Source organism: Pseudoneobacillus rhizosphaerae (genome assembly GCF_917563885.1).
GTDB lineage: Bacteria > Bacillota > Bacilli > Bacillales > Cytobacillaceae > Pseudoneobacillus > Pseudoneobacillus rhizosphaerae.
On sequence record NZ_CAKJTG010000046.1, the window covers coordinates 1 to 18,205 of the forward strand.

The following is an 18,205-nucleotide window of genomic DNA, read 5'->3' on the forward strand; positions in this document are numbered from 1 at the left end:
CAGTTGCTCCAGTAGCGCCAGCTTCACCAGTAGCGCCAGTTGCTCCAGTAGCGCCAGCTTCACCAGTAGCCCCAGTTGCTCCAGTAGCGCCAGTAGCACCAGTTGCACCAGTAGCGCCAGTAGCCCCAGTAGCGCCAGTAGCACCAGTAGCACCAGTAGCTCCAGTAGCGCCAGTAGCACCAGTAGCTCCAGTAGCGCCAGCTTCACCAGTAGCCCCAGTTGCTCCAGTAGCGCCAGCTTCACCAGTAGCCCCAGTAGCGCCAGTAGCCCCAGTAGCTCCAGCTTCACCAGTAGCCCCAGTAGCGCCAGTTGCTCCAGTAGCACCAGCTTCACCAGTAGCGCCAGTTGCTCCAGTATCCCCAGTAGTACCAGCTTCACCAGTAGCGCCAGTAGCGCCAGCTTCACCAGTAGCCCCAGTTGCTCCAGTAGCGCCAGCTTCACCAGTAGCGCCAGTAGCGCCAGTTGCTCCAGTAGCGCCAGTAGCGCCAGTTCCACCAGTAGCCCCTGTTGCTCCAGTGTTTCCAGTAGGTCCGGTTGGTCCAATAGCGCCAGTACTACCTGTTGCTCCGGTATTTCCAGTATTTCCGGTTGGTCCAGTACTACCTGTTGCTCCGGTATTACCAGTCGGTCCAGTCGGCCCGGTACCACCGGTTGCTCCAGTATTACCCGTGTTTCCAGTATTACCAGTCGGTCCAGTCGGTCCAGTCGGCCCGGTACCACCGGTTGCTCCAGTATTACCCGTGTTTCCAGTATTACCAGTCGGTCCAGTCGGCCCGGTACCACCGGTTGCTCCAGTATTACCCGTGTTTCCAGTATTACCAGTAGGTCCAGTCGGCCCGGTACCACCGGTTGCTCCAGTATTACCGGTGTTTCCAGTATTACCAGTCGGTCCAGTTGGTCCAGTAGCCCCGGCTCGTTTCTTTCTTCTAACTAATGAATCACAGTCATCAATGTGATCACACTCACAATGACTTTTTCTACAATGTCTACATGACAAATAAAACACCTCACAATCTACAAGCTTTCACGTGAATTTATTTAATAATATTGAAAAAACAAGGTAGGGTTGTCTTTCAACACTTCCAAATAATGATAGCTTGTTCGATATATTATTTAAGGAGGCAAGGAATTGACACGGTATATTGCTTAGATTTGTTTTTGAATAAAAAAATAAAAAATAAACCTATAAAATTGGGTAACTATTCACATCTTGTAAAGTCTAATAATCTATATCAAGAAAATGTAATTGGGAGGATTAATGAATAGGGAAGAGAGTAGACAATCATTAGTTTTAAGAAACAAATTGGTATAAAAATTGAAACTATGAATTAATTACAATTGAATTTGTATAAGTGGGGGCTGCTTATACAAAGCCCCCAGCTCAAACTACCAAAACTTTGAATTTAATTCAACAGCATTGGCTATATAGTGTGGTAACTGTTCAATTTTGGATTCGAGTCGTTTTTGTGCAGCGCGTCCAATATCTAGTTTTGAAGTAATATAATTTGCACAGATTGATATTTCAAAATCAAAGAGATAATTATAGACGTGATAATCGACAAAAAGAATATCATCTTGAGGGAAGGAGATTTCCTTACCTTGTAAAGCATACATCAATCCTAAATTGTGTTTTGATTTCATCCGATACATTTTTGCCAGGTGATATAATGGCTCCGCTCTACATGTTCTGTATTCCCAAGCATTTTGAAGGTAGGTAGTTGCCAGTGCGAAAAATTGTTCTTCTTCATGAATTAATTCTTCGATAATTGAAGGGGCAACTATTGAAGAATTTCTTTCTGATTCCTTAATTAATTCGTTGCGACGATCTCTAGCTCGGTTTGACAAGAGTTCATAAAGTAGACCTATCTTTAAAAGTGAATAAAAAACTTCTTCGACCCAACCACCAGCTTCGACCCTCTTTTTATACCAATAGATTGAATCTTCATACTCATCGAGGCATAAATAGGTTTGCCCTAGATAGAACATGTATCTGATTTTAAGATCAGGTGGGGTTAATGGGTCTTGGACTCCTTCTAATAATAATCGTTTGTCTCGTTCAAATTTATCTGTTCTACTGCCACCATCTTGTTGATCATTAATGACTAAATTATTCAATCTCCCCTTTGTATTAAAATAGGAAAAAGGTCCAGCCTTTAACTTCGAATAATCAATATCCCAATACTCATGGGTAACACCTACAGATCTCCAGGGCAATGAAGCTTTAAGTAATCTAGTTAACCAAAATTTTATTTGGTCATTATATTGGGGAGTAAGATACTGATCCATTTCTAAGCTACTCTTATCAAAAGGGTGTTCCACTTCTAAAATCATATCAGCATCTAGCAATAACATGTAATCTGCTTGAGGGTAGGTTTTTTGAGCCATTGATATGGCTAAGGTTCTATTGAATCCAAAATTTTTAAAAGCCGCAAAATGAACCGTTCCTGGTATATTGTGTTCTTTGCACCAGTTATTAATTATTTCGGGGGTTCCATCATTAGAACCTGTATCACAAATGGATATATAATCAATAATTGATTTTGCTGAATTTAAGCATCTTTCAATAATTTTGGATTCATTTTTTACAATCATACAAAGGCATATTTTCTTTACTTGTTTCTTACCGGAAATTGCAGCTTGTGATTGAATATTGTTCACAATAGTTTTCTCCTCATAATTAGAATTGGAGGTCGGTTTAGTTTAGTACCTTCCTATTTCCTTATTTATATTTATTTAAGGACATAATAATGTGTAACGGCATTTTGACTATTGGATGGAAGGATATTTGATAGCTAATTTTCATAATAAGTTTAATAGTAAAAATAATAAAAATAACATAATGGTGAATTTAAAGGGATTGGTTTTCAGCCAATCCCTTTAAATTCAATAAATAATCCATCCTCGAATCTAAAAGTATTCTGTTAGGGTGTAGTCAGGATAATTGTTGCTGCCGCACCGTTCTCTAAGGCGCCAGTGTTACCAGCAGTTCTGACAACTCTAACGGATAATAGATCACATTGGTTGACGACAAGGGTACCCGAACCAAATGCGAAACAATTTGGTGGATTTGGCCCATTAACTACAGCAAAGATTCCCGTAGCTGTGAAAGTAACACCACAATTTCTGCTTTTATAAATTTCACCTCTATAAGTTATTATCAAAATCTAGTGGAAATCTTATGATAAGGTTGATTGCACCTTCACATACACCAGGGCAGTCATCTCCAAAGCCAGGGATAGTACCAGAAGCATTTGCAGGACAGGTTACGGAGATTCTATTAAATCCTGAAAGGTTAAAGGCAACGCTACTGTCTTGGAATACTTGGATGCTATTACCAACTTCATTTGGACCGTCGTAAAATCTAACAGTAATAAATCTGGCATCACCACAGTCATAGCTAATGAAACCGGAAGCAATTATATTATTGTTAGTAGAGAAAACCGTTTGTTCTTTATCATGAGGAACAGTGAACTCAATTGAAATGCAGTCTTTAACTACAGAAACTACTGGTTTGCATTCTTTTTCCTTGCATTTGCAATCGCACTCTTTACATTCCTTACATTCTTTTTCCTTGCACTCTTTTTCTTTGCATTTGCATTTGCAATCGCACTCTTTACATTCCTTACATTCTTTTTCCTTGCACTCTTTTTCTTTGCATTTGCATTTGCAATCGCACTCTTTACATTCCTTACATTCTTTTTCCTTGCACTCTTTTTCTTTGCATTTGCATTTGCGATCGCACTCTTTACATTTATTACATTCTTTTTCCTTGCACTCTTTTTCTTTGCATTTGCATTTGCAGTCGCATTCTTTGCATACGTGACATTTTTCCTTACAATCACACTTTTGTTCGCATTTATGTTCCTTTTTATCGCAATGCTTATGCTTCGGCTTTGGTTTTGGCTTATGCTTGTGTTTGTGTTTGTCGCAATCATGTTTTTTCTCTTGATGTGAGGACATCTTTTCACCACCTTAATACTTATTTGTACTTGCCTTATATGTATATTGATTAGTAATCGAGCTCGCATCGGACAAACGTTGAGTGGGGATGTCAAAGAATCTAAAATGATAAAAATACCTATTTTTTTCAAGCAATAGGATCTAACTTAGTTAGAAAATAAAAAGGGATGTCTCAAAAAAGGCGATGGTTCATACCTTTTCTAAGACATCCTCTAACTGTATGTCGTTGAGTCTACTTCGGTTTTTTTAATAGATTAGTTAAAAAACGAGATCGATTGGCTATTTTTCCACGTCTATTTTCTAGAATAGACAAATAGAGATGATGTTTTGCCCGTGTCATCGCCACATATAGAAGTCTTCGTTCTTCTTCTAACGCATCAACATTTCCATTTCTGAACTCTTCCAATGCAAAATCGTGGGGAATGCTGCCGTCGACTACGCCAAGTACAAATACGGAATCGTACTCAAGTCCTTTTGCACGGTGAATCGTACTTAACGTAATAGCATTATCGATATTTTTACTTATCTTTTTCATTTCTTTATTTTGTGCCGACATATGTTCGGCATGAAGTAAGAATTCTTGGAGATTTCCGAATGACTTAGCAGAAACCTTTAAATCCTTTATATCATCAGAACCCTTTTCAAGCTTATTACCTTCACTTCCACGCTTTTTAAGGTAATCCTCAAAGCCAATATCCTTTGTAATACGATCAATAGCCATCACTGGGCTAAGCTGCTTTAAGGAACGAATAATACTAGGAAATAGTTTAAGTTTTTTATCTTGGAAACTAAAGCCAGTATTAATCAATGAAAGGGCTTCAATTAGACTACAGTCGTTTAATATGCTTTCTGCTTTCAAATCCCTTAACACACTTTGCTTCAAAAATAAACTTGGAAGTATCGTATTTAGGGCATCTGCATCATCTTCATTCATACTAAGCTTTAAATAGGCTAGGACACTCCGAGGGATAAATCGGTCATAAAATGACTCAGCGTCTTGTGTAATTCGGAACGGTAAACTTGAAGTGACTAATCGTTCAAAAATAGCTCTTGCACTAGCATTCGTTCGAAAAAGAATCGCAAAGTCAGAAGGCTTTGCACCATTTGCAATCTTCTCTTGAATTTCTGTCACAATCATCGTTGCTTCTTCCTCTTCATCTAATGGAAAAAAGATGGCAGGAGGCTTCTCTAATGAAAATTGTGCCTTCATTACTTTAGCTCGACGCTTTTTATTGTGAGAAATGACTTCATTAGCGGTAGAAACAATTTCATGAGAAGAGCGATAGTTCTCTTCTAATTTGATAACCTTTGCATTAGGAAAATCTCGTTCAAAGTGAATTAAGTAGTCGGGATCACTACCTCGAAAAGCATAAATCGATTGATCATCATCGCCAACGGCAATCACATTTTTATGAATCCTAGATAAAAGTTTAATAAGTTCATATTGAACCTTATTAATGTCTTGAAATTCATCGATTAAAAAATATTGAAATCGTTGTTGGTAACGTTCTAATAGAGAAGGATTCTCTGAAAATAGCTGGTAACAACCAACTAACATATCATCAAAATCAAAAAGTTCATTCTTTTTCTTCGTTTCCTCATATTTTTTATATAGGAAGGCAACTTGCTCCTCCCATTTAGATTCGGTTTTTACTTCGTGAGGAAGAAGGAGGGAATTCTTCCAAAAGCCAATTTGCTGTAACGCAAGATCGAAGGCAAACTCCTTTTCGTTTAGCTCCAATTCTTTTCCTGCATCACGAATAATCCGTTCTTTTTGCCAATCTTTATTCAATATTTTTTCGAAATTCCATTGATCAGGCTGATGATGCATGAGAATTCGATAAAAAATACTATGAAAGGTACCAGTTACTAATTGATTAATTTGAGTAAAGTTCATATCTGGATAAGATTGTAATCGTTGCTTCATTTCATTGGCTGCCTTCGCTGTAAACGTGACAAGCATCAACGTTTTTGGCTCAACCCTTTTTTCGTTAATTAAATATGCTGTTTTCGTTGTTAACACTCTAGTTTTTCCACTACCAGCACCAGATAATACAAGTAAAGGCCTGTCCGATTCAAGAACCGCTTGCAATTGATTGTAATCGAGAGGAATCTCAGAATGAAAGAGCCTTTGAACATAAGAGTCGGAAATGTTGGCTTTTGCTGGATTGTTTTTTGAAAAAGAAGCTTTGATTGGTAAGAGTTTGGCTTTACGAAAGGAAGGTTGTCGTGTTTGAGTGTCTGAAATGCTCCGGCTTTTCGGTATAATAAATCCGTTTTGCTCAATTGATACTTCAGTAACTTGAACTGGAGCTTCCGTTCCTTTACAATCATTTAATGAAGAATTGGAATGGAAAAAATAAGGATCTCGTTTCATCCCTAAATAAAGCTGAACTGGTTTTTGACAGACAGAACAAAACAGCGTTTCCTTTTTTCCAGCTAAGTAGAGCTGATGAAAAAGCTCACGAGGATAGTTTTCTATATTAATGGTTTCTTGACGATAGATAGCAGTTTTCATGAGTATTCCCCTTAGGCGTAATTCATAGAGACTATCATATCAAAAATAAATCAGAACCTAAAGAGGAAAAAATGTGGAGAATCATCAAATGAAAAAACTCCTGTCTAGTTAGACAAGAGTTTTCTTCATTGTTTTATGCGGGATTCCTGCATCCATAAATTCTTCGGAAATTATTTCATATCCAAGTTTTTCATAAAAAGGAATCGCTGATGTTTGAGCATTTAACTTAAGCGTTGAAATTTGTTTCCCTTTTGCATGTTCTTCAATCCCATGCATGATTACTTTACCTGCTCCAGTACCACGAACATTTTGTGCCACACAGATCCGTTCTACTTTTCCGAACCCGTCTAACTCGCGGAATCGTCCAGCACCAACAGGTCGATTGTTTTGATATAGAGCAAAATGAATGGAATCATCTTCGAACTCATCAATTTCTAATTCTTCAGGGACGTTTTGTTCATGAACAAAGACCTCTTTCCGAATGGAAAAAGCATCATTAAGTTCTTCTTCAGTTGCAACTACCTTTAAGATCATTAATTTTATTCCTTTCCAAGACGAAATGTTTCATAAACTGTCCAAGACCCATTCTCAAGTTGATATAAAAGGTGGAATCGATCAACGACTTCTTCATGTTGAAATTGACTCATTCTGAGTGAACCATATACATCTGAGTGTTCATCATTTGATAAATTTTGACCAATGGTGATATGAGGTACAAACGCATATTCGGACTTTTCATGGTCTAATTTTTCATTGACTTCCGATTGAAGACTTTCCAAATCAGACGTGGATTCCACCTTCATGTAAATAACATTATTGACGGGATGAAAAGAGCTGTACTTACTTGTCTTCAATTGTAATGGGCTATAATTGTTGGCAATCTCTCTAAGTTGAGTTGCTAAGTAGGTAGCTTCTTCCTCGGTAGCAGTAAAAGCATTTTTGATTGTTAAATGTGGAGGAATCAAGGCATAATGCGGATCATAACGCTTTCGGTAAGAATTTGCTAAATCTTGAAGTTTTTTTGATGGGAAAATCACTACTCCAAATTTCATTTCAATACCTCCATAAGATTTTATTTTGTGAATCAATAGAAAGTATGTTAAGTGATATTTCTAAATATTATAACAAACTTTTGTTATAATAAGTAAAATTTCACAAAATTGACCTAAAATACTTCATTATTTTAGCATTCGAACTAATGCTCTTTCTAAATCAGGCTGCCAAAAGGTCCATGTATGGTCACCCTGAAACTCCTCATAAAAATACGAAAAATTCTTATCTTTTAATAGGGTGGACAATTTCCGATTAGCTTCTAAAAAATTCCTCTCATTTGCGTTTTGTGTTTGAACATCCGTTTCCTCAGTTCCAACAACGTGGTAAACATCAATTAAATGCGTTGTGTCAAACTTATTAACCTCAGATAATACCGTTTCATTAACATAAGGAGATTGCAAAATAACCTTTCCAAAAGTGTGGGGATATTCTAATGCAGCCATCAATGAAACCGTGGCAGCAAGGGAATCTCCAATAAGTGTGCGTCCCATTCCCATCTGATAAGTAGGGAATTCACGGTCAAGAAAAGGTACAAGCTCATGTGCTAAAAATCGTATATATGCACGGTTTCGGTCACCATTTGGATGGTACTTCTGTCTTCGATCCTGAACATCTCGATAAGGTAATCCGACAATTATCGTATTTGCCATTTCTTTATTATGTATACATTGATCAGCCAATCGGGCGATTCTTCCAAGCTGAAAATAATCCTGACCATCCTGTGCGATGAGCACATTATATTTATAAAGTGGCGTGTAGGATCCAGGGAAGTAAATGAACATTTGAACCTCTTCCTGAAGCGCTTCACTGTAAAGCCGATAATCCTTTGTGAATCCTTTTATCATCCATTATCCTTCCTTTAAATATAATTTGCTTTCTTAAGAGCTAATAATCCTTCTTTTAAAAATTGTAACACAAATTTTTCATTCACTGAAATATCTTCTGTAATGTTAATGCATAATGTTTGGCCAAATCGCATTGTATTAATAGTGGAAAGTGATAACAATCCAACTAAAAATTTTTAAGGGGGATGTAAGTTGAGAAAGAAAAAATTTCTATGGATGACCATTATGGTATTGATGATTTCAATGTTTTTAGCTGCTTGTGGAGATAAAAAAGAAGATGAGGACAAAGACTCAGTTGATGGAACTGGCGAAGAAACAGAAAATCCTGAATTTATGAGTATTGTTACTGGTGGAACAGGAGGAACCTATTATCCACTAGGTGGTTCGATGGCAAACATTATTAGCGATGAAACGGGTATTGAAACAAATTCAGAAGTTTCTGGAGCCTCTGCAGAAAATATGACAACCCTAAAAGATGGTAATGCTGAAATTGCCTTTACGCAAACAGATATTGCATCGTATGCAAAAGAAGGAAAATTAATGTTTGAAGGTAATGTAGTAGATAATGTAAAGGCAATTGGAACTCTTTACCCTGAAACGGTACAAATCGTCACAACCGCAAAATCGGGAATTAAAACAATTGCTGATTTGAAAGGGAAAAAGGTATCAGTAGGGGCGCCAGGTTCGGGAACTTTTGCAAATGCAGAACAAATTCTGGAGATTCACGGTATTACAATGGAAGATATCGATGCAAAACATCTTTCATTTGATGAATCCACTGCGGGAATTCAAGATGGTTCTATCGATGTAGCCTTCGTTACGGCTGGAACTCCAACAGGAGCCGTAGAGGGATTGGGAGCAACAGAAGATGTCGTCATCCTAGCTATTGAAGCGGATAAAGCGGAGGAACTAATTGCTAAATATCCTTACTACGCAAAGGATGAAGTTCCTTCAGGTGTTTATGGATTAACGAATTCCGTGCCAACAGTGGCCGTTTTAGCGATGTTAGTCGTTCGTGAAGACTTATCTGAACAACTTGTATACGATATTACAAAGGCTATTTTTGAAAATACAGACGAGATTGGTCATGCAAAAGCAAAATTAATTAAAGCGGAAAATGCGCTAAACGGTGTAGGAATTGAAGTTCATCCCGGAGCTCAAAAATATTATGATGAAAAAGGCATTTCAGCGGACTAGCTATCTTTCCGTTTAACAAAATATGACCGGTCTTGATCCCAATATGGGTTAAGGACCGGTCATATTCTTATAACATCAAAATAGAGAAGGGGAAGAAAATGATACTTTTAACAAAAAAAAATAAAAGACTTCTTTTCATCCTATTGATCCCTGTCTTAATAGCGTTAAGCCTGTTTCTTCCCTTCAAGAAAGCCCTTGTTTTTGAATATCAAAATACCGGTATCTTACTTGCCTATCTTCCTTTAGGGAGAATGGATACTTTCAAAATGAAATATACACACTCTATTCATCTATCAATTGTAGTGGAAAGCTACAAAATCACGAAAAACAATCAAATAAAACAGTACGAACTAATGTATGAGGATTTTGCGATTGGGATGCCGGCTAACTCAGAAGAAGGAGAAGTTTTTGAAGAAAAGGATGGGAAATATTTTATCAAAAATATGAAACGGTCGTTTCCTTCCTTTGACTTAAGGGTTGGAAAGGTGAAGGCTAATCACACGCTGATTTATAAATACAAGGAGTACCCACTATCAAGTAGTATTACCCCTGGCACATCGGTCCACGTTGAGGTGAAAAAAATCAATCTAGTACAATTGATGAAAGGAGTGGACATACTTGAATCTTAATGAAGGAACGTTATCAGAGAACGAGCAACAAGAGCTGCTGGAGAAGTATGACCCAGAAGCTGGTACGAGAAAGCTAAAAGGAGTCATAGGATGGATTGTCTTTCTTGGTCTATTATCCTTTTCGCTCTTTCAGCTCTATACAGGAATATACGGTCAACTTACTGCTCAATTGCAACGGTCCATCCATTTAGGATTTGCATTAGCTCTTGTTTTCTTGCTTTTTCCAGCTAGAAAGAAGAATTTAGGTAAGAATAAGGTAGCTTGGTATGATATTTTATTAGCGATCATTGCAATTGTGGTCGGCGCTTATTGGCCTTTGATGATAGACGAGCTTGTAATGAGGATAGGTCGCTTAACGGATTTAGACTTTTATATCGGTCTAGCAGGGATTTTACTAGTTTTAGAAGCGACCAGAAGAACGGTTGGTTTACCCATTACCATTATTGCGATGATATTTTTGGGATATGCTCTCTACGGACCGTATATGCCCGGATTCATTGCCCATCGTGGTTTAGATATGACTCGATTAGTTCAAACGATGTTTTACACAACGGAAGGGATATTTGGCACACCTCTTGGCGTATCGTCCACCTTCATCTTTCTATTCCTATTGTTTGGATCCTTTCTAGTTAAAACTGGAGTAGGTCAATATTTCAATGACTTAGCGGTAGCATTTGCCGGTAGAAGTGTAGGAGGACCGGCAAAGGTAGCGATTTTCTCTAGTGCTTTACAAGGAACAATAAGTGGAAGCTCGGTTGCAAACGTAGTGACATCGGGTGCTTTTACCATCCCGATGATGAAAAGATTAGGATATAAGAAGGAATTTGCTGGTGCGGTAGAAGCTGCTTCCTCAACAGGTGGTCAGCTCATGCCCCCAATCATGGGAGCAGCTGCCTTTTTGATGGTGGAGTTTATTGGCGGAATAACTTACTGGGAAATTGCCAAAGCAGCGGCCATTCCAGCGATTTTGTATTTTACAGGAATTTGGATCATGACCCACTTTGAGGCAAAGAAACTAGGACTTAGAGGACTAACCAAAGACGAGATGCCAGACAAAAAGGAAATCATCAAAGACCTTTACTTGTTACTTCCCATTGTTGCAGTATTAATCTTATTGATGACAGGAATGAGTGTCATGCGCTCAGCCCTTTGGTCGATATTAATCACTGTGGTATTAAGTGGATTAAAGAAGAAAACAAGGATGGGCTTTAAGGGAATTATCGAGGCTCTCGTTGATGGAGCTAGGACGGCTTTACCAGTAGCGGCTGCAACCGCAGCTGCCGGGATGATTGTGGGAGTAGTAACCAAGACAGGACTAGGCTTGAAGCTCGCAAATGGATTACTTGATTTAGCTGGCGGAGAAATATTATTGGTATTATTCTTCACGATGATTGCTTCACTAATTTTAGGAATGGGTTCTCCGACAACAGCCAACTATGTTATTACCTCAACGATTGCAGCCCCAGCCATCATATTATTAGGAGTACCAGATTTATCAGCACATTTATTTGTGTTTTATTTCGGCATTATCGCAGACATCACCCCACCAGTTGCCTTGGCTGCCTTCGCTGCAGCAGCCGTATCAGGTGGGGAACCAATCAAGACAGGAATCGATTCATCCAAATTGGCGATTGCAGCCTTCATCATCCCCTATATGTTTGTGTTTTCGCCCGAATTATTAATGATTGACACAACGTGGACGTATCTAATTTGGATGATCTTTACGGCAGTAGCTGGAATGACTTTAATTGGTGCTGGGATTATTGGGTACTGGATACGGAAGCTGTATTGGTATGAACGGATCTTTGGAATGATTGGTGGATTATTATTAATCTATCCAGAGGGTATCTCTGACATGGTTGGACTTGGATTATTTATATTACTATTTGCACTGCAATTTACGAAGAAAAAACATGATAAGGGAAATCCTTTGGCTACGAATGCATAGGAGGACTATGAGGGATGGGGAGTTTGTTTTTCTTCATCCCTTGTTTATTTTTATTTAATAATCTATATGATTGAAATCCAAACCCCTTCTAGTTTCCCTAAGGAGTTTTTTTCTATTTTTATATAAAATGCTGTAAAGCCATATGTACCCCAATGGATTATCAGTCAATACTGACATTTGCCCTTACGAATAATCTGCTTTTTCATACATTAAATTAGTGCACATTAATATTTGAATGAAGGAGGCTTCTGATTGCCCTACTATAGTTTTGTTCTATTATGCTTTAACAAGTGGAACCTTACGAAGCAAGCAATTACTACGCTAATTGAATCACTAAATCCTTCCTATTTTGAATGGGGGATAGAATTAATTATTGTTAACTATGGTTCGGTGGATGAAACTAAATTCAGTTTGATAAAAATGGAAAGGAAGTACAAGGATAAACTTCAGATGAAAACCGTTCATTTAGATGAAATTATTGGCTATCCAGTGGGCATTAATAGTGGTTTAGAGCATTGAAACGGTGAAATGATCACCATTATCAGTAATAATTTAGTAATCCCAGAGAATTGGTTGGATAGCTTAGTTCGTGCAATTGAAAACGATTATACAATTGGAGTTGCGGTACCATATCTTACTTATGCCTCAGGCCCTCAACATACAGGAGCAAGCTTTCAGTCATTAGATGAAATGAACGAGTATGCACAAAATTTTATGGAATCTAATAAGGATACTATTTTTTCCTTAAATAGAGTAATAGGCGCTGTCATGGTCTTTAGAAAAAAAGTGATTGATTTAATTGGTGGAAATGACTTCTGATATGGTGTAAGAAATTATAATGATGATGACTGGTCTCTAAGAATACGTATTTCGGGTCATCGGCTAGCACTTGTAGGAAGTTCATTTGTACATCATCTCGGGAGCATGATTTATTAAGAAGATTCATACTCTTATAGCTCTGCATTAGAGGTCAATTATCAAAAGTTTATAAAAAAATGGAAACTAACCTCCTTTAATTATTTTGCCAAGGAAAATTGATTTACGATCCTTCCTTGAAACATGAAGTTCATTTTCTATCTGTAAAAATAGAGCATTTTGAGGAGCCAGATCATAAAAGACTAATTAATTTAGACAAACTTAAATGTCTTTTGTAGCTGATTGGTCAAGTTCACAATCTTCATGGAGGAAAAAGCTAGCTGAGCTACAAACATATGAATTAGAAGGTACAATCTTTTATTTTTGGATTCCTTCCAACTATTCATGTACTTTCTTTTATTTCTGAATTTGATTTATTTGGTGATTTACAAAGCACCGACTGAATTATGAATCAGATCTTTTGGATTGGTGTCTATCCTGGATTAACAAAAGAAATGTTAGATTACGTGATTACAACATTACATCGTGCTTTTGAGGGAGAGGGTGTCTAAATGAAAGTTGTCATTCTTGCAGGTGGCTACGGAACAAGAATTAGCGAAGAATCTCATTTAAAACCAAAACCAATGATTGAAATTGGAGAATATCCGATACTTTGGCATATTATGAAAATCTATTCAAGTTTTGGTTTTAATGATTTTATTATTTGTTTAGGCTATAAAGGTTATAAAATTAAAGACTATTTTTTGAATTACTATCTTTATCGATCAGATGTCACAGTAGATTTTACACAGGGCAATCAAAGTATCAAATACAACCAAAAAACTGAGCCGTGGAAAATTACTCTTGCAGAAACAGGACTAGAGTCGATGACAGGTGGACGTGTAAAACAAATTCAAAAATACATTGGAAACGAACCGTTTTTATTAACCTATGGGGATGGATTAGGTGATATCGATATAAAGGAACTGGTTGATTTTCACCATTCCCATGGAAAAATGGCTACCCTAACAACCGTTCAACCTACTGGTCGGTTTGGTTCTCTGGATATTTCTAAAGAAAAAGAAGTATTAGCTTTTAAGGAAAAGGTAAAGGGAGATGGGGGCTGGATTAATGGTGGTTATTTTGTCCTGCAGCCAGAAATTTTTCAGTTTCTTGAGGATGAAAAAACAGTACTTGAAAAAGAGCCACTAGAAAAACTAGCAAATTTAGGACAATTAATGGCTTTTAGACATACTGGTTTTTGGCAACCGATGGATACTTTACGTGATAAAAATTATTTAGAAGAATTATGGAAATCTGGAAAGGCTCCGTGGAAAATATGGGAGTGAAATGAGGATTAACCAATGAAAAATCAAACCTTTTGGAAGGATAAGAAAGTATTTGTAACAGGTTATACAGGATTCAAAGGTTCATGGCTTTGTCTTTGGTTGCATTCCTTAGGAGCCAATATTACCGGCTATTCCTTCGAACCACCTACAACTCCAAGTTTATTTGAACAATGTAAAATAAGTGAAATTACTAAGACTATAATGGGGGATATAAGAGATTACAAACATCTTAGTTCTAGTATCCTCGAGTGTGACCCTGATATCATCTTCCATTTAGCGGCTCAGCCACTTGTTCGAACATCCTATACTACCCCAATCGAAACGTATGAGACGAATGTAATGGGAACCGTCAATCTATTTGAAGCTGTGAGACTGCTAACTGAAACAACATTAAAAAATAGAGCTATTGTGAATGTAACAACAGATAAATGCTATGAAAATAAAGAATGGATATGGGGGTATCGTGAACATGATACTCTAGGTGGATATGATCCGTATTCCAATAGTAAAGCATGCTCGGAGCTAGTTACCACATGTTATGTAAATTCATTTTTTAATCCTAATAATTATTCAAATCATCTATTAGCAATAGCCTCTGCACGTGCGGGTAATGTGATTGGCGGTGGGGATTGGGCGAGGGACCGGTTAGTACCCGATTGCATTAGATCCATTTTAAATCATGAATCTATAAAGCTTAGAAATCCGTATTCGATTAGGCCATGGCAACATGTATTAGAACCATTAAGTGGCTATTTATTACTTGCAGAAAAGTTATACAAAGATGGTGTTGAATACAATGGTGGCTGGAATTTTGGTCCTAATGATACGGATGTCATACCTGTAAAGGAAATTGTGCATTTATTGTATAACACACTTGGAGAACAGGAAAAACTTGAAATCACGAGCGGAGATCAACTTCATGAAGCAAACCAATTTAAGTTAGATTGCTCTAAAGCAAAGAAAATACTAGGTTGGGCACCTCGATGGAACATTGAAGAGGCCATTAATAGAGTTGCGGAGTGGACAATAGCCTATCAAAAGCAAGAAAATCTTAAAGAAATGTGTTTGTCCCAAATAGATGCTTATCATGAATTCTAGGAGTGCGTGAACCATGGGATTTGAAGAAAGTAATAACTATACCAAAAGGATTCTTGTCACTGGTTCCACGGGATATATCGGCTATCAACTTACAACCCAGCTTGACTTAAGTAGCTATGATACTCACATTTTAAATCGGCCACAATTTGATCTTTCTCCTCTAAAAAATATTCTCTCCAACCTAAATGTATATTGTTATAATGGTACAACAGAAAATATGATTGAAATTCTTCAAAAGTCAAAACCAGATATCGTGTTTCATCTAGCTCCATTGGTGATGGTCAATCACTCACCTGATGAAATAGAACCTCTAATAAGAAGTAATATAGTATTTGGCTGCCAATTTGTAGAGTCCATGATAAGGCACGGTTGTTGTCATTTAATTAATACAGGAACATCTTGGCCATATTTTGAACAAATCGATTACAATCCTGTTAATTTATATGCGGCTACAAAGGAAGCTTTTGAAACAATATTAACCTTTATACGGAAACTTCCTCTTTAAAAGTGACAACACTAAAACTATTTGATGCGTATGGTCCAAACGATTCGCGCTCTAAAATAATCCCATTACTCTAAAAAGCTTTTAAAAAGCAAAACGAACTAGCAATGTCCAGGGGAGAACAATTAATCGATCTAGTTTATATTGATGATGTAGTAAATGCGTACTTGATTGCTGCGGAGCGTCATTATAATGGTCAATGTGGAAAAAAAGAAGCGTTTGCAATCAGTTCCGAGAATCCAATTCCTTTAAAAGAAATTGTTAGAACTTATGAAGAATTAATAGGTAAAACATTACCTATCAATTTGGGAAAACGGCCATACCGAAACAGAGAAGTAATGATACCTGGAATAGGGGGACTAGACTCCCAAATTGGTACCCGAAATTTGATTTAAAAGCAGGAATGTCTAAAACGATATTTGAAACGCTATAAGTCAACCTTGATAAACTGAAAGCTCGAAAGTCTCAAACCTTACTATGAAGGGATGAGGCTTTTTTATACCCTAATAAAAGAAGTACTTGTCCAAAGTTCTTTAGTTTGCCTTGACATCACTATAAATATCCATATAATAAGAAATATACTTTAAATACTATTTTGACTTGTTAGCTCAGTGGGAGAGCACTTCCTTGACAGGGAAGGGGTCGTGGGTTCGAATCCCTCACAGGTCATCAGAAAAGAGCATTGATAACATCAGTTATCAATGCTCTTTTTTTCGTCTAACAGAGATTTATCTGAATTTTAGCACAAAGGAAATCGAGTGAGAGAAAATGGGGGAACAAGGTAAAAATCTAAAGAATATCTTATAAAAGAATGAGAATGGGACATTAAGTTGATCTTCCACTAATGTAAATGAACAACGGGGGGATATATTTAAAGGTTTAAATTATTACCTGTACGATGAGAGAAGAATTTATGAATAATGTGTTTGAGAATTATGAAAGACAAATATATGATGACAAAGGATTAATAATCGTTTTAACAAAGAGAAATATGAATATAGCAAATTGGCTGGAAAAGGCGAATAACTATGAGAATGTAAGAGTTTTTTTTGAATAAAGGATATAAATTAGGAGATTCTTTGTATTTGCCATTGAAAAGTCAGTGTATGACTACTTTGCAAAATTTGATGATGATGATTATGGACCATTCTATTTAAAAAATTCAATGGGCGGGCTTAGGTATCCAATTGTATGGTCTCTTCTTGTTTGTCCTGCTTTAGAAATCTATACTCTTGCTACTAAGAATTTCTAGAATTGACTTAATGGAATCAATTTATACAAAAATACGCATAACAGAAAGTTTAGAAAAGTGACAGAGAAGGGGTCGTGGGTTTAAATCCCTCACAGGTCATTAAACTTAGTCGTATCAAGATGTTTTGCAAGGATTTTGAAACCTTAGTAAGTAAGTGGTCTTTTTATGTTGTTGAAATTTGCTATACAAGATTATAAAGATGACAGGGAGTTTCAGAACCTATTTAAACAACTATCAAAACGTATCAAATCAATTTAGGAGAGTTTCAATATATTGTGCTGAAAAGAAAGTTCTAAATGTAGAAGTTGTAACAAACAATACAGTGAAATCATATCTCCTTTACTGCTTGAAATCTAAAGGGAATAATCCTGTAACCATAACAATAAAAATTAATAATCTTAGAGCGTTCTTCAATTACATGGTTAAACTTCAGTTGTTGTGTTACTACCTTTCCTTTTAAATTTCTTGTAAGAGTAGATTAATAGCTGTTTACACATTGTATAGGCCTGTTTATTATTTTTTAATATTTGACATCAGAGTCAGCATTTACCGTTCCAATTTTTATCCTCCTTAAATATTATATCGAACAAGCTATTCATCATTTTGGAGTGTTGATAGACAATCCGCCTTCATTGTCTTTTCAATATCGATAAATATATTTAAATGATAGCTGAAAAAGTGAGGTGTTTTATATGTCATGCGGACATTGTAGAAAAAGTCATTGTGAGTGTGATCACATTGATGACTGTGATTCATTAGTGAGACGAAAGAAAAGACCAGGGGCTACTGGACCAACTGGACCAACTGGACCAACTGGTAATACTGGAGCAACGGGTGGTACCGGGCCGACTGGACCGACTGGTAATACTGGAGCAACCGGTGGTACCGGGCCGACTGGACCATCTGGTAATACAGGAAACACAGGTAATACTGGAGCAACCGGTGGTACCGGGCCGACTGGACCATCTGGTAATACAGGAAACACAGGTAATACTGGAG

Annotated in this window: 21 protein-coding genes and 1 tRNA gene; 14 read left to right on the forward strand and 8 right to left on the reverse strand. The window is 37.1% G+C overall.

Features of this window, described 5'->3' with window-relative positions:
• The 3 genes from LRP83_RS22235 to LRP83_RS22245 all read right to left on the reverse strand — a co-directional run.
• The coding region (locus LRP83_RS22235) for a hypothetical protein (RefSeq protein WP_230499025.1) at positions 1 to 997 on the reverse strand (997 nt) is incomplete at its 3' end.
• 389 nt (positions 998 to 1,386) lie between these two features.
• Complete coding sequence (locus tag LRP83_RS22240; protein WP_230499044.1) at positions 1,387 to 2,592, reverse strand: glycosyltransferase; 1,206 nt, start codon at positions 2,590 to 2,592, stop codon at positions 1,387 to 1,389.
• 329 nt (positions 2,593 to 2,921) lie between these two features.
• Positions 2,922 to 3,161 carry a hypothetical protein gene (locus LRP83_RS22245; protein ID WP_230499026.1) on the reverse strand — a complete coding sequence of 80 codons (240 nt, stop codon included), beginning with the start codon at positions 3,159 to 3,161 and terminating at the stop codon, positions 2,922 to 2,924.
• 17 nt (positions 3,162 to 3,178) lie between these two features.
• On the opposite strand from LRP83_RS22245, the gene LRP83_RS22250 reads away from it, so the two are divergent.
• The gene (locus LRP83_RS22250) at positions 3,179 to 3,358 is read left to right on the forward strand and encodes a hypothetical protein (RefSeq protein WP_230499027.1); all 180 of its coding nucleotides are present in this window, start codon (positions 3,179 to 3,181) and stop codon (positions 3,356 to 3,358) included.
• Between the two features lie 145 nt (positions 3,359 to 3,503).
• Here the strand turns inward: LRP83_RS22250 and LRP83_RS22255 are convergent, their stop codons facing one another.
• From LRP83_RS22255 to LRP83_RS22275, 5 genes are all read right to left on the reverse strand, one after another.
• Positions 3,504 to 3,935 carry a hypothetical protein gene (locus LRP83_RS22255; RefSeq protein ID WP_230499028.1) on the reverse strand — a complete coding sequence of 144 codons (432 nt, stop codon included), beginning with the start codon at positions 3,933 to 3,935 and terminating at the stop codon, positions 3,504 to 3,506.
• Between the two features lie 257 nt (positions 3,936 to 4,192).
• The gene (locus tag LRP83_RS22260; RefSeq protein WP_230499029.1) at positions 4,193 to 6,478 is read right to left on the reverse strand and encodes a UvrD-helicase domain-containing protein; all 2,286 of its coding nucleotides are present in this window, start codon (positions 6,476 to 6,478) and stop codon (positions 4,193 to 4,195) included.
• A gap of 108 nt (positions 6,479 to 6,586) precedes the next feature.
• Positions 6,587 to 7,012 carry a GNAT family N-acetyltransferase gene (locus tag LRP83_RS22265; RefSeq protein ID WP_230499030.1) on the reverse strand — a complete coding sequence of 142 codons (426 nt, stop codon included), beginning with the start codon at positions 7,010 to 7,012 and terminating at the stop codon, positions 6,587 to 6,589.
• A 5-nt stretch (positions 7,013 to 7,017) separates the two neighbouring features.
• Entirely contained in the window at positions 7,018 to 7,530 is a 513-nt protein-coding gene (locus LRP83_RS22270; protein WP_230499031.1) for a YjcG family protein, read from the reverse strand.
• A gap of 126 nt (positions 7,531 to 7,656) precedes the next feature.
• Entirely contained in the window at positions 7,657 to 8,376 is a 720-nt protein-coding gene (locus LRP83_RS22275) for an alpha/beta hydrolase (protein WP_230499032.1), read from the reverse strand.
• Positions 8,377 to 8,568: 192 nt separating this feature from the next.
• Between LRP83_RS22275 and LRP83_RS22280 the strand changes: the two genes are divergently transcribed.
• The 13 genes from LRP83_RS22280 to LRP83_RS22335 all read left to right on the forward strand — a co-directional run.
• The gene (locus LRP83_RS22280; protein ID WP_230499033.1) at positions 8,569 to 9,573 is read left to right on the forward strand and encodes a TAXI family TRAP transporter solute-binding subunit; all 1,005 of its coding nucleotides are present in this window, start codon (positions 8,569 to 8,571) and stop codon (positions 9,571 to 9,573) included.
• A 98-nt stretch (positions 9,574 to 9,671) separates the two neighbouring features.
• Complete coding sequence (locus LRP83_RS22285; protein WP_230499034.1) at positions 9,672 to 10,202, forward strand: DUF1850 domain-containing protein; 531 nt, start codon at positions 9,672 to 9,674, stop codon at positions 10,200 to 10,202.
• Positions 10,192 to 12,150, forward strand: coding sequence for a TRAP transporter permease (locus LRP83_RS22290; protein WP_230499035.1), 1,959 nt, complete (start codon positions 10,192 to 10,194; stop codon positions 12,148 to 12,150). Before LRP83_RS22285 ends, LRP83_RS22290 begins: the two co-directional genes overlap by 11 nt.
• 252 nt (positions 12,151 to 12,402) lie before the next feature.
• Entirely contained in the window at positions 12,403 to 12,669 is a 267-nt protein-coding gene (locus tag LRP83_RS22295; protein ID WP_230499036.1) for a glycosyltransferase family 2 protein, read from the forward strand.
• A gap of 9 nt (positions 12,670 to 12,678) precedes the next feature.
• Entirely contained in the window at positions 12,679 to 12,969 is a 291-nt protein-coding gene (locus LRP83_RS22300) for a glycosyltransferase family protein (protein WP_230499037.1), read from the forward strand.
• A gap of 608 nt (positions 12,970 to 13,577) precedes the next feature.
• Entirely contained in the window at positions 13,578 to 14,354 is a 777-nt protein-coding gene (gene rfbF, locus LRP83_RS22305; RefSeq protein ID WP_230499038.1) for a glucose-1-phosphate cytidylyltransferase, read from the forward strand.
• 15 nt (positions 14,355 to 14,369) lie between these two features.
• Positions 14,370 to 15,452 carry a CDP-glucose 4,6-dehydratase gene (rfbG, locus tag LRP83_RS22310; protein ID WP_230499039.1) on the forward strand — a complete coding sequence of 361 codons (1,083 nt, stop codon included), beginning with the start codon at positions 14,370 to 14,372 and terminating at the stop codon, positions 15,450 to 15,452.
• Between the two features lie 13 nt (positions 15,453 to 15,465).
• Positions 15,466 to 15,957, forward strand: a complete 492-nt coding sequence (locus LRP83_RS22315) for an NAD-dependent epimerase/dehydratase family protein (RefSeq protein WP_230499040.1) — start codon at positions 15,466 to 15,468, stop codon at positions 15,955 to 15,957.
• Between the two features lie 104 nt (positions 15,958 to 16,061).
• Positions 16,062 to 16,349 (forward strand): NAD-dependent epimerase/dehydratase family protein, encoded by a 288-nt coding sequence (locus LRP83_RS22320; protein WP_230499041.1) that lies wholly within the window; start codon positions 16,062 to 16,064, stop codon positions 16,347 to 16,349.
• A 202-nt stretch (positions 16,350 to 16,551) separates the two neighbouring features.
• A tRNA-Val gene (locus LRP83_RS22325) sits at positions 16,552 to 16,623 on the forward strand.
• 229 nt (positions 16,624 to 16,852) lie between these two features.
• Positions 16,853 to 17,011, forward strand: coding sequence for a hypothetical protein (locus LRP83_RS22330; RefSeq protein WP_230499042.1), 159 nt, complete (start codon positions 16,853 to 16,855; stop codon positions 17,009 to 17,011).
• A 394-nt stretch (positions 17,012 to 17,405) separates the two neighbouring features.
• Entirely contained in the window at positions 17,406 to 17,666 is a 261-nt protein-coding gene (locus tag LRP83_RS23345; protein ID WP_354002367.1) for a phage integrase SAM-like domain-containing protein, read from the forward strand.
• Between the two features lie 232 nt (positions 17,667 to 17,898).
• The coding region (locus LRP83_RS22335) for a hypothetical protein (protein WP_230499043.1) at positions 17,899 to 18,205 on the forward strand (307 nt) is incomplete at its 3' end.